This window comes from Comamonas kerstersii, assembly GCF_002056725.1.
GTDB classification, from domain to species: domain Bacteria; phylum Pseudomonadota; class Gammaproteobacteria; order Burkholderiales; family Burkholderiaceae_C; genus Comamonas; species Comamonas kerstersii.
Genome location: NZ_CP020121.1, coordinates 2,773,062 through 2,787,594, shown reverse-complemented (window position 1 = coordinate 2,787,594; position 14,533 = coordinate 2,773,062). Strand labels below are relative to the sequence as shown.

12 protein-coding genes are annotated in these 14,533 nt (G+C 59.3%); 10 read left to right on the top strand and 2 right to left on the bottom strand.

Going from position 1 to position 14,533, the window contains the following annotated elements; translation table 11 throughout:
* The first annotated feature begins 330 nt into the window (after nucleotides 1-330).
* Nucleotides 331-585 carry a pyocin activator PrtN family protein gene (locus B5M06_RS13105; RefSeq protein ID WP_054066342.1) on the top strand — a complete coding sequence of 85 codons (255 nt, stop codon included), beginning with the start codon at nucleotides 331-333 and terminating at the stop codon, nucleotides 583-585.
* Here B5M06_RS13105 and B5M06_RS13100 read toward each other — a convergent pair.
* Entirely contained in the window at nucleotides 582-1,631 is a 1,050-nt protein-coding gene (locus tag B5M06_RS13100) for a site-specific integrase (RefSeq protein WP_054066371.1), read from the bottom strand. The two genes, B5M06_RS13105 and B5M06_RS13100, sit on opposite strands and share 4 nt — an antisense overlap.
* A gap of 120 nt (nucleotides 1,632-1,751) precedes the next feature.
* On the opposite strand from B5M06_RS13100, the gene dusA reads away from it, so the two are divergent.
* The 3 genes from dusA to B5M06_RS13085 all read left to right on the top strand — a co-directional run bounded on the left by dusA (nucleotide 1,752) and on the right by B5M06_RS13085 (nucleotide 5,087).
* Nucleotides 1,752-2,768 carry a tRNA dihydrouridine(20/20a) synthase DusA gene (gene dusA, locus B5M06_RS13095; RefSeq protein ID WP_080025375.1) on the top strand — a complete coding sequence of 339 codons (1,017 nt, stop codon included), beginning with the start codon at nucleotides 1,752-1,754 and terminating at the stop codon, nucleotides 2,766-2,768.
* A 256-nt stretch (nucleotides 2,769-3,024) separates the two neighbouring features.
* Complete coding sequence (locus B5M06_RS13090) at nucleotides 3,025-4,356, top strand: polyhydroxyalkanoate depolymerase (protein ID WP_054066340.1); 1,332 nt, start codon at nucleotides 3,025-3,027, stop codon at nucleotides 4,354-4,356.
* Nucleotides 4,357-4,439: 83 nt separating this feature from the next.
* Nucleotides 4,440-5,087 carry an RnfABCDGE type electron transport complex subunit B gene (locus B5M06_RS13085; protein WP_054066339.1) on the top strand — a complete coding sequence of 216 codons (648 nt, stop codon included), beginning with the start codon at nucleotides 4,440-4,442 and terminating at the stop codon, nucleotides 5,085-5,087.
* On the opposite strand, the gene B5M06_RS13080 is transcribed toward B5M06_RS13085, so the two are convergent.
* Nucleotides 5,070-6,623 (bottom strand): methyl-accepting chemotaxis protein, encoded by a 1,554-nt coding sequence (locus tag B5M06_RS13080; protein ID WP_080025240.1) that lies wholly within the window; start codon nucleotides 6,621-6,623, stop codon nucleotides 5,070-5,072. The genes B5M06_RS13085 and B5M06_RS13080 overlap by 18 nt on opposite strands.
* 198 nt (nucleotides 6,624-6,821) lie before the next feature.
* Between B5M06_RS13080 and dapC the strand changes: the two genes are divergently transcribed.
* The 6 genes from dapC (at nucleotide 6,822) to B5M06_RS13050 (ending at nucleotide 14,461) form a co-directional block, all read left to right on the top strand.
* Nucleotides 6,822-8,027 (top strand): succinyldiaminopimelate transaminase, encoded by a 1,206-nt coding sequence (gene dapC / locus B5M06_RS13075; RefSeq protein WP_054066338.1) that lies wholly within the window; start codon nucleotides 6,822-6,824, stop codon nucleotides 8,025-8,027.
* A gap of 3 nt (nucleotides 8,028-8,030) precedes the next feature.
* Nucleotides 8,031-8,864 carry a 2,3,4,5-tetrahydropyridine-2,6-dicarboxylate N-succinyltransferase gene (dapD, locus tag B5M06_RS13070; RefSeq protein WP_054066337.1) on the top strand — a complete coding sequence of 278 codons (834 nt, stop codon included), beginning with the start codon at nucleotides 8,031-8,033 and terminating at the stop codon, nucleotides 8,862-8,864.
* 129 nt (nucleotides 8,865-8,993) lie between these two features.
* Nucleotides 8,994-10,157 (top strand): PilT/PilU family type 4a pilus ATPase, encoded by a 1,164-nt coding sequence (locus B5M06_RS13065; RefSeq protein WP_054066336.1) that lies wholly within the window; start codon nucleotides 8,994-8,996, stop codon nucleotides 10,155-10,157.
* Nucleotides 10,158-10,227: 70 nt separating this feature from the next.
* Entirely contained in the window at nucleotides 10,228-11,415 is a 1,188-nt protein-coding gene (gene dapE, locus B5M06_RS13060) for a succinyl-diaminopimelate desuccinylase (RefSeq protein ID WP_054066335.1), read from the top strand.
* The gene (gene prmB / locus B5M06_RS13055; RefSeq protein ID WP_054066334.1) at nucleotides 11,412-12,341 is read left to right on the top strand and encodes a 50S ribosomal protein L3 N(5)-glutamine methyltransferase; all 930 of its coding nucleotides are present in this window, start codon (nucleotides 11,412-11,414) and stop codon (nucleotides 12,339-12,341) included. Before dapE ends, prmB begins: the two co-directional genes overlap by 4 nt.
* A 134-nt stretch (nucleotides 12,342-12,475) precedes the next feature.
* Nucleotides 12,476-14,461 (top strand): ABC-F family ATP-binding cassette domain-containing protein, encoded by a 1,986-nt coding sequence (locus B5M06_RS13050; RefSeq protein ID WP_054066333.1) that lies wholly within the window; start codon nucleotides 12,476-12,478, stop codon nucleotides 14,459-14,461.
* The last annotated feature ends 72 nt before the right edge of the window (nucleotides 14,462-14,533 follow it).

The following is a 14,533-nucleotide window of genomic DNA, read 5'->3' as shown; positions in this document are numbered from 1 at the left end:
GCAACAACTGCCCCCATTGCGCCCGTGAGCACAGCCATGCCAACCTCACGCAGTTCTTTACGGAAGTCTTTAACACGCTGTCTGAACTGCGCCCAGGCTGGCATGGATCTGCGCTTCAGCCACTTGGGGAATGCTGCCCATGAATATGGCCCTTTGGATTGTCTTTGGACGCAATCACATGAAATGGAACACCGGATGACCTCACGCCGCAAGCGCCAGCGCCGCGACAAGCGAGCGCCTTGGCCAGACTTTGATGAACCCCAGCCCCGCCAGTGAGCGGGGCTTTTTCATGACCCAAGCCCGCAAGGGTGACTATCAGCCTGAAGAATCATGAGCCATACACACTTTGCATTGCTTGCCAAATTTGGCGATGTGAACATCCCGCTGGAGAAAATCTGCAAGGACTTCTTTGGCATGGAGCCCAAGAAGGCCAATGAACGCGCATGCCTGCAGGATCTGCCAGTGCCTGCGTACAAGCTGGGAGGCCAGCGCAGCCCTTGGTTAGTGGATGCCAAGAAGCTGGCTGACTATATTGACCTGAAGAAGAAAGAGGCCGAAAACGATTGGCTGAAGATGCGTGCTTAACGCTCAGGCACGTTCTCAGGCCTCAGGTGGGTATAGCGTTTGAGGGATGACCAGGATTCATGCAATGTGAACTGCGCTACCTCTTGAATGCTGTACCCCTTTTCAAACAAGCGGCTGGTGGCCTCGTGCCGCAAGTCATGAAAATGCAGCCCTTCAATCTCCAGGTAGTGGCATGCCCGCGTGAAAGCAGCCCCTACGCTCTTTGGGTTGTACGGAAATACTTCCTCTGCCGTTCTGGGCTGTGCCAGGATGATTTCCATGGCCGGTTTCAGAACACGAAACTCACGCCTGTTCCCTTTTTTCTGCGTTGGATGCTTCACGTCATCCAGCCAGCCCGTCCCCTTTTCAAAGTCTATGTCTGCCCATTTCATGCGGCAGACTTCTTCCTGACGCCGTGCAGTCAACAGCGCAAACCTGAAAATGTCCTGCATTGGGATGCGAGCACGGGCGTCACGGCTCCCAAAATACTCCAGCAGTTTCTGTTCTTCTTCAGCAGCGAGCCGACGCTTGCGCTGCACGGGCTTGGCAATGAGCTTGGTGCGCAAGAGCTCTGCTTTTGCCGCGTCTACAGCCACAAGCGGCTGTTTGACGTCAAACAGCGTCGCACCTGACAAGAAGGCTTGCCGCAGCCAGATGATGTCGTTGAGCACTGTGGCCGGACCAGCACCGTCATTGAGGCGGCGCCCCTTTGCGTACTCAATCAGGTCCATTGCCGAGAGGAAGCGCGCATCTTTGTCTGCCAGGCCAGATGCCCGCAGCCGTGTGATGTCGGCCTTCTTGGAACGCCCCCACTCAGTGATCCCTTTGGACTGCTGAACATATGCATCCAGCAGTTGACCAACCGTAATTTTTTCTTTTGGAAGCGCCCCCATTGCTCGCGCTTCCTGAAGCACTGCTTCTCGACGCTTTAGCCAGGCCTGCGCCAAAGCCTTCTTCGTGAAGGTCTGTGCTTCTGTGTGCACAATAACGCCCTGCTCTTTAAGGCGAATCTGTGCCGTGTATGCGGTAGATCCATCCGCACGCTTCCTTGCCGATATGGTTCCCATAGTGTCCAGTGCTACAAGCCTCATCCGTAGCACTCACTGTAGCACTGCAGTGCTGAAAACGGGGTTTTTTGGCGTTTTTTGGGGTGCTACAGACGGTGCTACAGACCGCCAAAAATGCCAATGAATTCCAAAGAAACCAATACAAATCAAGAAGTTAAGTCTTATCCACGCATGAGCGTTGCGCCGATGCTGGATTGGACCGACCGACATTGCCGCTACCTGCACCGTCTGCTGAGCAAGCACACCCTGCTCTATACCGAGATGATCACCACGGGCGCCCTCATCCACGGCGATGTGGCACGCCATCTGCGCTTCAATGAGGAAGAGCACCCCGTTGCCCTGCAGCTGGGCGGCAGTGAGCCTGCCGATCTGGCCAAGGCCGCCAAGATTGGCCAGGACTGGGGCTATGACGAGATCAACCTCAACTGCGGCTGCCCCAGTGAGCGCGTGCAGCGCGGTGCCTTCGGTGCCTGCCTGATGAATGAAGCCCCGCTGGTGGCCGACTGCGTCAAGGCCATGCGTGATGTGGTCGATGTGCCAGTGACCGTCAAACACCGCATTGGCATCGACAAGATTGAGAGCTACGACTTTGTGCGTGACTTTGTGGGCACGGTGGCTGAAGCAGGGTGCGACACCTTTATCGTGCATGCACGCAACGCCTGGCTACAGGGCCTGTCGCCCAAGGAAAACCGCGACATTCCACCGCTGCGCTATGAAATCGTGGCCCAGCTCAAGCGCGAATTTCCGCATCTGACGATTGCCATCAACGGCGGCATCAAGACCGACGAAGTGGTGCAGCAGCAACTGCAGGCCGTTGATGGCGTGATGATTGGCCGCGAGGCCTATCACAACCCCTGGTGGCTCTCCCGCTGGGATGAGCTGTATTTTGGCGCGCCACCTTCAGAGCTGACCCACATGGATGTGGAACGCGCCATGGTTGAATACATGGAACGTGAAGCGCGCGAGCACGATACGCACTGGTATGCCATTGCACGCCACATGCTCGGCCTGCGCCACGGTCTGCCCGGTGCGCGCCGCTGGCGTCAGGTGTGGAGCGACCACCGCCTCAAGCATCTGCCCGCCAGCGAAGTCTCGGCCATTGCCAACACCAAGCCATCGACCGCTGAAGCCCAGTAAATCCCGCTGAAGGGCTCAAAGTCCTCTAAAAACATAGCTGCCAGCGCTTGCAAATGAAGCATTTCAGATAGGTAAGTATTTGAAATTCTTATAAAACATGCGCTGGCAGCTATTATTTTTTATACCTTCCCAAGCGGCATGGTGTACACCTACAGACAGCCTGTCACCGCAGCGACTGCATCTGCAGAAATTGAGAGTTCCAAAGTGACCGCCCGTGCTTTATATTGCACTGCAACATTTAGCAGTGGGCCTCACTATGCTCTACCAGATCTATGAAACCCAGCGTGCGCTGATTGAACCCTTTGCCGACTTCGTTCAGGCTACGTCCAAGCTCTACAGCAACCCCTTGCTGCCGCTGTCGCAGATGCCTTTTTCGCAGCGCATGGTGGCTGGTTTTGATCTGTTTTACCGCTTGGGCAAAGGCTATGAAAAGCCGCAGTTCGACATTCAGTCCGTGCCTGTCCATGGCGTCAATGTCACGATTTTGGAGCGCGTCGAAATCGATAAGCCGTTTTGTGAGTTGCGCCGCTTCAAGCGTTTCTCGGACGATCCGGCAACGCTGGATGCCTTACTGCAGCATCCGCCCGTTCTGGTAGTCGCCCCCCTGTCCGGGCACTACGCCACCTTGCTGCGCGACACCGTGAAAAGCCTGCTCAGCGACCACAAAGTCTTTATCACGGACTGGAAAAACGCACGCCAGGTGCCACTGGAAGAAGGTGACTTCCACCTGGACGACTACATCAACTACGTGCAGGACTTCATCCGCTATCTGCAAAAACAGTACGGCAACTGCCACGTTATCAGCGTCTGCCAGCCCACGGTGCCTGTGCTGGCCGCCATTTCGCTGATGGCCAGCCGTGGCGAGACCACCCCGCTGTCCATGACCATGATGGGCGGCCCCATTGATGCACGCCGCTCACCCACCGCCGTCAATGATCTGGCCACACAGCGCAGCTTTGAGTGGTTCGAAAACAATGTGATCTATCGCGTGCCCAGCAATTACCCCGGCGCAGGCCGGCGCGTCTACCCCGGCTTTTTGCAGTACGCAGGCTTTGTGGCCATGAACCCCAACCGCCACGCCAGCAGCCACTACGACTATTTCAAGAACCTGGTTCAGGGAGACGACGCCAGCGCCGAGCAGCACCGCAAGTTCTACGACGAATACAACGCCGTACTCGACATGGATGCCCACTACTATCTGGAGACGATTGAAACCGTGTTCCAGGAGTTCAAGCTGGTCAACGGCACCTGGGAGGTGCGCGCACCCGATGGCACGATCGAGCGCGTCAAGCCTGAAGACATCAAGACCACGGCGCTCTTTACGATTGAAGGGGAGCTGGACGATATCTCCGGCTCCGGCCAGACCCACGCCGCCCACGACCTGTGTGCAGGCATTCCCAACGATATGCGGCTGCGCTATGACGTGATCGGCGCGGGGCACTACGGCATCTTCAGCGGTCGCCGCTGGCGCGACATGGTCTACCCCAAGGTGCGCGGCTTTATCTATGCCCACCAGCCTGCCTCCACTGACAGGCCCGATCCCCTGCAGCAAGGGGAATATGTGGCCGAAGCTGACATACCACGCTGATTTGCGCGACACTCTGGCCTCTTACAAGCCCCATCCACCGGCGCGGGACTGCCTGTGCCGCCACGGTCGTTGCTGAAAACTGCATGCCTGAGACACCTACCAAGCCAGCCCTGACAGGACTGGCTTTTTCCATTGATGCTGCCCTGCCACAGACGCAATGCCAGCGCTGCGGCTACCCTGATTGCGCCAGCTATGCCCAAGCCATTGCCAGCGAAGGCGCGCCCATCAACCAGTGCCCGCCCGGTGGCCAAGAAGGCATTGCCCGCCTGGCCGCCATTACCGGCCGCCCCGCTGAGCCGCTCAACCACAAATTTGGCATTGAAGGGCCGCTGACCGTAGCGCGCATTGACGAAGACTGGTGCATAGGCTGCACGCTGTGCATCAAGGCCTGCCCGACCGATGCCATTCTGGGTGCGAACAAGCGCATGCACAGCGTGATCCCGCAGCACTGCACAGGCTGTGAACTGTGTATTCCTGTCTGCCCTGTGGACTGTATTTCTCTGGACGTCGTCAGTGGCGAGCGCACCGGCTGGGACGCCTGGTCTGCCCAGCAGGCCGAGCACGCCCGCCAGCGCTACCACGACCACCAGCAGCGTCTGGCACGCAGCCAGCCAACGGTTACTGCGCCCAACGCCCAGGCTGCCGCGCCTGTCCCTGAAGTCGTGCCTGACAAAAAGGCCGCCATTGCTGCGGCGCTGGCCAAGGCACGCCAGCTACGCAAGAGCAACTGATGGAAGCTTCTGGCGCGGGGTGGCTGCCTGTGCCTGGCTCTGCGGCGCGCCATCTCCCACAAAGCTCTTGTAGACCCCGCAGCCCAGGTACACCCCATCCTGCTTGCACACGTAGGACATCTTGGTCTGCACTTTGCCTGTCGTGGGATTGGTAATGTCGTACTCCACCCAGCCAGCGCCCTGTTCGGCCTGCGCCACGATGGCTGCCAGCAGGGCATCGCCATCTACGCCAGACACATCCTGCACGCGGCTACCGCATTTCTCGGGATGGCCTCCAAAGGCCAGGTAGCGGCCACTGGCATCAAGCACAAAGACATACATGTCCCGGTCATGGAAGGGCTGCTGCGGGTCTGACAGGGCCTCCCAGTACTGCTGCAGCGGCATGCCCAGGCGCCGCAAAGCCACGGCGCGCTGCACCAGTGCTTCGGCCTCTACTGCCGTGCCCTGCTGCAGGCGAAAGCGCTCCACCACCCGCGACAGGGTCTCGGCACGCTGCTCCAGCGCCTGTGCCTCCTGCACCACACTGCGTACCATTTGCGCGTTTTCCTGCGTGACACGGTCAATGCCATGCACGGCCTGCTGGATCTGCGCCAGCCCCATGTCCTGCGCCTGCCCTGAGCCGGATATGGCCTCCACATGACCCGCGACCTGGCGAATGCCCTGGGCCACCTGTTGCATGCCAGCGCCTGCCTGGCGAATCAGCCGGGTACTGCTGGCCACCTGCTCTATGGAGTCCTGAATCAGATGCCGGATCTCCCGCGCTGCCTCGGAGGAGCGCTGTGCCAGGCTGCGCACTTCAGAGGCCACCACGGCAAAACCCCGCCCCTGCTCTCCTGCGCGCGCTGCTTCCACCGCCGCATTGAGGGCGAGGATATTCGTCTGAAAGGCGATGCCATCAATCACGGCAATGATCTCGGACATACGGTCTGCGCTGCGCTCAATCGCTTCCACAGAGTGCACCGCCTGTTCCATGACACCGCTGCCCTGCTCCACGACCTGGCGCAGCTGGGTGGTGTATCGGTCTGCCGCCACAGCCGCCTCGGCATTGTTCTGCACCACAGCGGTCACCTGCTCCACGCTCACCACGGTCTGCGTCACATTGCTGGCCTGCAGCTCGGTACGCTCCGCCAGGGCCTGGTTATCCTGCGTGAGTGCATGCCCGGCCTGTGTCACCAGTGCGGCATTGCTGCGAATTTCCGCCACCATGCTGGACAGCGCCACCACCATGCTGTCCAGCAGACGTGCCATCTCGCCGAGTTCATCCTTGCTGCTGGCTGTGATGCGGTGGGTCAGATCGCCATGCGCCGCCTTGTCCATGGCCTTGAGCAGACGTGCCACCTCATACGAAAAATTGCGATAGACGCTATAGAGCACAAACAGGAAGAGCAATCCACCTGCCGCAGCCACCGCGCCTTGCAGCGCCACGTCCTGTGAAAAAACCGCCGTTGCCCATAAGGCAGCCATGGCCGCCAGCCCACTCACAGCTACACAGCCCAGTTTTCCTGCCAGCTTGCAGCGCCTCAAGATCCACAGCATCTCCGCCCTCGCCTTTGATTGGTATTGACCCCAAAGTTTGTAATCCCATGGTGCTGGCGCTGCCTCGGGAGTTTTCCTAGCCGGGCACGTAATCCTCAAGCAAGCCAATGCTGCATTCATGCTTTTTTTGCATTTAGAATGCAAATTTACGCATGAAGCGCATGAGCGCTTGTATTGATATCCCATAATGTGCGGATCATGAATCCCCTGCTCCAACACTTACAGCCTTATCCATTTGAACGGCTGCGTCAACTGTTTGCGGGGGTCACCCTTCCCTCGCATCTGAGACCCATCAGCCTGGGTATTGGTGAGCCTCGCCATGCCACGCCCCACTTTCTTACCGAGCAGCTGACCGCCCATCTGGACGGGCTTGCCAGCTACCCTGCCACGGCGGGTTCCATGGAACTGCGCCAGGCCTGCAGCCACTGGCTGCAGCGCCGCTATGGCATTGCCGTGGATGCCGCCACGCAGATCTTGCCTGTCAATGGTTCGCGCGAGGCGCTGTTCTCATTTGCCCAGACCATCATTGACCCCACCCAGCCCGGCGCTACCGTGCTGTGCCCCAATCCCTTCTATCAAATCTATGAAGGGGCCACCCTGCTGGCCGGTGCCCAGCCCTGCTTTGTGCCGAGCGACCCGGCGCGTAACTTTGCCGTGGACTGGGACAGCGTGCCTGCCGATGTCTGGATCAAGACGCAGCTGATCTATGTATGCTCGCCCGGCAACCCCACGGGTGCGGTCATGCCGCTGGATGAATGGCAAAAGCTGTTTGACCTGTCTGACAGGTACGGTTTTGTGATTGCCTCAGACGAGTGCTATAGCGAAATCTATTTCCGCGATAAGCCGCCGCTGGGTGGCCTGGAAGCCGCTGTCAAACTGGGGCGCACCGACTACCGCAACATCGTGGCTTTTACCAGCCTGTCCAAGCGCTCCAACGTGCCCGGTCTGCGCAGCGGCTTTGTGGCGGGTGATGCCCAGCTGCTGAAATCTTTCCTGCTCTACCGCACCTACCACGGAGGCGCCATGGGCCTGCCTATCCAGCATGCGTCGATGGCCGCATGGTCGGACGAAGCCCATGTGCAGGAAAACCGCGCCATGTACCGCGAAAAGTTCGCGGCGGTCATGCCTATTCTGGAGCCTGTCATGGACGTGCGCCTACCAGATGCCAGCTTTTACTTGTGGCCACGCATTCCTGATGCACTGGGCATGAGCGACACGGAGTTCGCCCGCGAGCTGCTGGAATCCACGAATGTCACCGTGCTCCCAGGCAGCTATCTGGCACGAAACGTGCATGGGTACAACCCTGGTGCGCAGCGCGTGCGTCTGGCTCTGGTGGCAGAGACTGCAGAGTGTGTGGAAGCCGCGCAGCGCATCGCTGACTTTATTCAAAAGAAACTGAAATAGACCATGACCCAACAACTGCAACAAATCATCGACTCCGCCTGGGACAACCGCGCAGAAATTTCTGCCAAGTCGGCCCCCAAGGAAGTGGTGGAAGCCGTGGACTTCGCCTTGAACGCACTGAACAACGGTAAGTTGCGCGTCGCCAGCCGTGAAGCTGTCGGTCAGTGGACCGTGCACCAGTGGCTCAAGAAAGCCGTGCTGCTGTCTTTCCGTCTGAATGACAACAAGCTGATGCAGGCAGGCGACCTGAATTTCTTCGACAAGGTTCCTACCAAGTACGAAGGCATGAGCGAGGCTGACATCGCCGCCACCGGCGTGCGCGTGGTGCCTCCTGCCGTGGCTCGCCGCGGCTCCTTCATCGCCAAGGGCGCCATCCTGATGCCTTCCTATGTGAACATCGGCGCCTATGTGGATGAAGGCACGATGGTGGACACCTGGGCCACCGTGGGCTCCTGCGCCCAGGTCGGCAAGAACGTGCACCTGTCCGGCGGCGTGGGCCTGGGCGGCGTGCTCGAGCCCCTGCAGGCCAACCCCACCATCATTGAAGACAACTGCTTCATTGGTGCGCGCTCGGAAATCGTGGAAGGCGTGATCGTGGAAGAAAACTCCGTGATCTCCATGGGCGTGTACATCGGCCAGTCCACCCCTATCTTCAATCGCGAAACCGGCGAAATCAGCTACGGCCGCGTACCTGCGGGCTCCGTGGTGGTCTCGGGCAACCTGCCCAAGAAGACCAAGGACGGCAAGGACTACTCCATGTACGCAGCCATCATCGTCAAGACGGTGGATGCCAAGACACGCTCCACCACCAGCCTGAACGACCTGCTGCGTGACTGATAGACGCGCCGCATTGCGCTCTTGATACGACTCAAACGCCTAGGTATGTCCTAGGCGTTTTTCTTGGTTTTTTTGTTGCACACTCAGGGGCATTCTGGTTTCACACAACAATGAGGCGAGGGAAAACCTATGGGCATGATGGAGCGCTTGCTACGCTTGATGGCGGAGAAAAAAGCTTCGGACATTTATCTGTCTGCAAGCTCGCCAGCACTGATCAAGATTGATGGTGTCTGCGTACCCATCAACAACCAGCTGCTCAGTCCAGACACCCCGCGCGCCTTGCTGGCCGAAGTCGTCAAACCGCAAGACATGGAAACCCTGCAGGAAACAGGTGAGCTCAATATCGCCGTTCCGCTGCAAGGCGTAGGCCGTTTTCGTATCAGCGCCATGCGCCAGCGCGGCACCACTGCCGTAGTGATTCGCTTTATCTCCCAGCAAATCCCCAAACTGCATGACCTGCAGCTGCCTTCCATTCTGGAGCAACTGGTGCTGGAAAAGCGCGGATTGATTCTGGTCGTCGGGGCAACAGGTTCGGGCAAGAGCACCACGCTGGCTGCGATGATCGACAGCCGCAATGAACAGAAAACGGGCCATATCCTCACGATTGAGGACCCGATTGAATTTCAGTTCAAAAACAAGCGCTCCATCGTCAACCAGCGTGAAGTGGGCTCTGACACCCAGTCACTGCAGACTGCGCTCAAAAACGCGCTGCGCCAGGCACCGGACGTGATTCTGATCGGCGAAATCCGCGACCGCGAGACCATGTCTGCCGCCATTGCCTACTCCCAGTCTGGCCACCTGGTGCTGACCACCCTGCACGGCAACAACTCCTACCATGCACTCAACCGCATTCTGAGCTTCTACCCCGTAGAGGTACGTGCCACCATGCTGGGCGATCTGGCTTCATCCCTCAAAGCCATCATTACCCAGCGCCTGCTGCGCACGACCACTGGCTCACGCGTTCCAGCCACTGAGGTACTGCTCAACACCAAACTGGTGTCTGAGCTGATTGAGAAAGGTGACTTCTCCGGTGTGCGCGACAACATGGAAAATTCCATGGCCGAAGGCTCTCAGACCTTTGAAGAAGACATCGCGCGCCTCATCACTAATGGCACAATTGAGCGCAGTGAAGGCTTGGCCAACGCAGACTCACCCACCAACCTGATGTGGCGCCTGCAAAACGCACCTCAAGGCAATGTGCAGCCCCTCCGCACGGAGGTACGCGCCCCTGCTGATGAGACTTCTGCGGTTCCGGCCCTGCCTGCGTTTGACAGCGCATTGCTCAACACCTGAAAAGCTCCGTGACAGTTGTCAGGGGGCACAGACTGCAGTTGCATGCTGCAGTCTCGTCTGGATTCCTTTTATGTCTCGCACCCTGCAACTGGCTGAGCAATTGATCAGCCGCCCCTCCGTCACCCCTGAAGATGCGGGCTGTCTGGAGCTTTTAGCCGACCGCCTGCACGCGCAGGGCTTTACCTGTGAACGTCTGGACGGAGGCCCTGACACTTTCCGCGTTCACAACCTCTGGGCTATCCGCCGCAGCCAGCACCCCAACGCCAAAACCCTGGTCTTTGCAGGCCACACCGATGTGGTGCCCACAGGCCCTGCCGAGCAATGGTCCCACCCGCCATTCACCCCTACCTACCAAGACGGCAAGCTCTTTGGTCGCGGCAGCAGCGACATGAAGACATCGATTGCCGCCTTTGTGGTCGCGGCAGAAGAGTTTTTGGCAGATAACGCCGAGACTCCGTTGAATATTGCCTTCTTGCTGACCAGCGACGAAGAAGGCCCCGGCCATGATGGCACCAAGATCGTGGTCGAAGCGCTGCGCGAACGTGGCGAGCCACTGGAGTGGTGCATCGTAGGCGAGCCTACCGCCGTGAAGCAGACAGGCGACATGATCAAAAACGGCCGCCGCGGGTCGCTGAGCGGTCGCCTCACCGTGGAAGGCATTCAGGGCCATATCGCCTACCCACAACTCGCTCGCAACCCCATTCACCACGCCCTGCCTGCGCTGGCAGAACTGGCCAGCATCGAGTGGGACCAGGGCAATGCGTTTTTCCCGCCCACCAGCTGGCAGATCAGCAATATGCACGGCGGCACGGGCGCGACCAATGTCATCCCTGGCGAAGTCGTGATTGACTTCAACTTCCGCTACAGCTCGGAAAACACGGCCGAAAGCCTGAAGCAGCGCGTCAAATCCGTGCTGGACAAGCATGCGCTGGAGTATGACCTGGCCTGGGCGCTGTCTGGCGAGCCCTTCCTGACCACGCCTGGCGATCTGGTCACTGCTGTACAGCAAGCAATTCGCGCTGAAACCGGGCTGGAGACTGAGCTTTCGACCAGCGGCGGCACCAGCGATGGCCGCTTTATCGCCAAGGTCTGCCCACAGGTGATAGAACTCGGCCCACCGAACGCCACCATCCACAAGATCGACGAGCACATTGCCATCGCCGATGTGGAACCGCTGAAGAACATTTACCGCCGCGTGCTGGAAAACCTGCACACACGCCTGCAGCCTGCTGCACTGGAACAAGGAGCCGCTGCATGAGCCACGCTTACACCCTGCCCCACGGCAACACCGTGGGTGAATTGATTACAACCGGCGCTCAATGCCTGGAACAAGCTGGCGTAGGCTTTGGCCATGGCACCAGCAATGCCGAAGAAGAAGCCATCTGGCTGGTGCTGTTCAAGCTCGGCTTGCCTATCGACGCTCCACTGGGCGACGAAGAAGCTTCTGTAGAAAATCAGGCTGTAACGCCCGAGCAGCAAGCGCTGGTAGCTACACTTTTTAAAGAGCGTATCGAGACACGCAAGCCTGCGGCCTATTTGACGAATGAAGCCTGGCTGATGGGCGTGCCGTTTTATATCGACGAGCGCTCCATCGTGCCACGCAGCTTTATTGCAGAGCTGCTGGCCGACGGATCCATCGACCACTTCCTCTCGGACAAGACCAAAAACGTGCTGGACCTGTGCACGGGCAACGGCTCGCTGGCCTGCCTGGCCGCCATGGCCTACCCCGAGGTCAACGTCACCGGCGCGGATATTTCCACGGATGCACTGGCTGTGGCCCGCATCAATGTGGACAAGCACGGTCTGCAGGAGCGCGTGACGCTGGTGGAAACCGATGGCCTGTCCAAGGTACCCGGCCCCTGGGACCTGATCCTGTGCAACCCGCCCTATGTGAATGCCGACAGCATGTCCAAGCTGCCTGCCGAATACCTGGCCGAGCCAGAACTCGCGCTGGCCGGTGGCACAGACGGCATGGACTTTATCCGCCAGCTGTTTGCCGATGCACCTGCCTGCATGACAGAAGACGCCGTGCTGGTGCTGGAAATTGGCAATGAACGCCCCTTCTTTGAAGCGGCCTTCCCCGAGATGCTGGTCTACTGGCTGGACACCAGTGTGGGTGAAGATGCCGTACTGCTGGTCACACGCCAGGAACTGCTGGCCCATGCCCAGCGCACGGCACAATAAGTTCCACACCAGCTTGGAATCATTTCAAGCCTTTTTGGCCTCTAGCGCTTATGCAGCAAGCGCTAGCAGCTATTAAATTTTTAACACCCGCATGATTTGCAACATCTGCGGGTGCGCTTTTTTCTCAAATCTCGATGATTACCCTGAAAAACGTCACCCTGCGCCGTGGCACCAAAGTTGTGCTCGACAGCGTCAATGCCACCATCAACCCCGGCGAGCACGTGGGTCTGGTGGGGCGCAACGGGGCAGGCAAGTCATCGCTGTTTGCCCTGCTCAATGGCACGCTGCATGAAGACGGCGGCGACTTTTTTATCCCTCCGACCTGGCGCATGGCCCAGGTGGCCCAGCACATGCCAGAAACCGACGAATCTGCCACACAGTTTGTGCTGGACGGCGACACACGCCTGGCTGAAGTGCAGGCGCGCCTGAAAGCCGCAGAAGCCTCTGGCGACGGCATGGCCATTGCCCAGGCCCACGCCGACCTGGCCGATGCCGGTGCCCACGATGCCACCGCGCGTGCGCAGGCCCTGATTCTGGGACTGGGTTTCAAGACCAGTGAGCTGGAGCACCCGGTCAACAGTTTCTCCGGCGGCTGGCGCATGCGTTTGCAGCTGGCTCGCGCGCTGATGTGCCCTTCGGACCTGCTGCTGCTGGACGAGCCCACCAACCACCTGGACCTGGACGCCCTGGTCTGGCTGGAAGCCTGGCTCAAGCGCTACCCCGGCACCATGATTGTGATTTCGCACGACCGCGAGTTTCTGGATGGCGTCACCTCCGTTACCTTTGAACTGGCCAGCGGCAAGATCACGCGCTACGGCGGCAACTACAGCAAGTACGAAGAACTGCGCGCCCAGCAGCTGGAACTGCAGCAGGCTGCTTTTGACAAGCAGCAGGACAAGATTGCCCACCTGCAAAAGTTCATTGACCGCTTCAAGGCCAAAGCCACCAAAGCCAAACAGGCACAAAGCCGCATGAAGCAGATTGAGCGCATGGAAAAAGTAGCACCTGTGCTGGCCGATGCCGAGTTCACCTTTGAATTCAAGGAGCCCGCCAACCTACCCAACCCCATGCTGGCGATTACCGATGCCAGCTTTGGTTACACCGACGATGCAGGCAATGAAACCGTCATCCTGCGTGGTGTGAACCGCTCGGTGCTGGCCGGTCAACGCATCGGCATTCTGGGTGCCAATGGACAGGGTAAATCGACCCTGGTCAAAACCATTGCGCGTACCATGCCTGCGCTCGGCGGCAAGGTCACCGAGGGCAAGGGCCTGAACATTGGCTACTTTGCCCAGCAGGAACTGGACGTACTGCGCCCCGATGAAGACCCGCTGCAGCACATGACGCGCCTGGCCAAGGATCTGGGTGCCGATGCCCCTGCCGCCAGCCGTGAGCAAGACCTGCGCAACTGGCTGGGCACCTTCAATTTCACCGGAGACATGGTCAAGCAACAGGTAGGCAGCATGAGCGGCGGCGAAAAGGCGCGCCTGGTGCTGGCCATGATTGTCTGGCAGCGCCCCAACCTGCTGCTGCTGGACGAGCCTACCAACCACCTGGACCTGGCTACCCGCGAAGCACTGGCCATGGCCATCAATGACTTTGATGGCACGGTGATGCTGGTCTCCCACGACCGCCACCTGCTGCGCGCCGTGTGTGAAGACTTCTGGATGGTGGGGCGCGGCGTGGTCGGCCCGTTTGACGGCGATCTGGACGACTACCAGCGCTATCTGCTCGATGAATCCAAGCGCCTGCGCGAAGAAGCCAAGCATGCCGAGCTACAGGCAGCCGCTGCCGATGCACCTGCGCAGGACGCGGCTGCACCCCAGATGGATCAGCGTGAAGCACGGCGTCTGGCCGCACAGGCGCGCCAGCAGCTGGCGGAAAAAACCAAGCCTCTGAAAAAAGAGTTGGAGCAGGTAGACAAAAAAATGGCCGCGCTGTCTGCAGAAAAAACGCAGCTGGAAGAAAAGCTGTCCACGCAAATTCCACCCGCAGAAATTGCTGAAGCCGGCAAGCGGCTCAAGGCGGTGGGCGATGAGCTGGACACACTGGAAGAGCGCTGGCTGGAGCTGAGCGAGGAGATCGAACAGCTCACCCAGCAAGCAGGTCTGGGCGCTTAACCAATGACTGCCAGGCCGATCATCCACCGGCTTGGCAGTCACTGGACTGGCCCTTGACAGGGACAGTCTCTC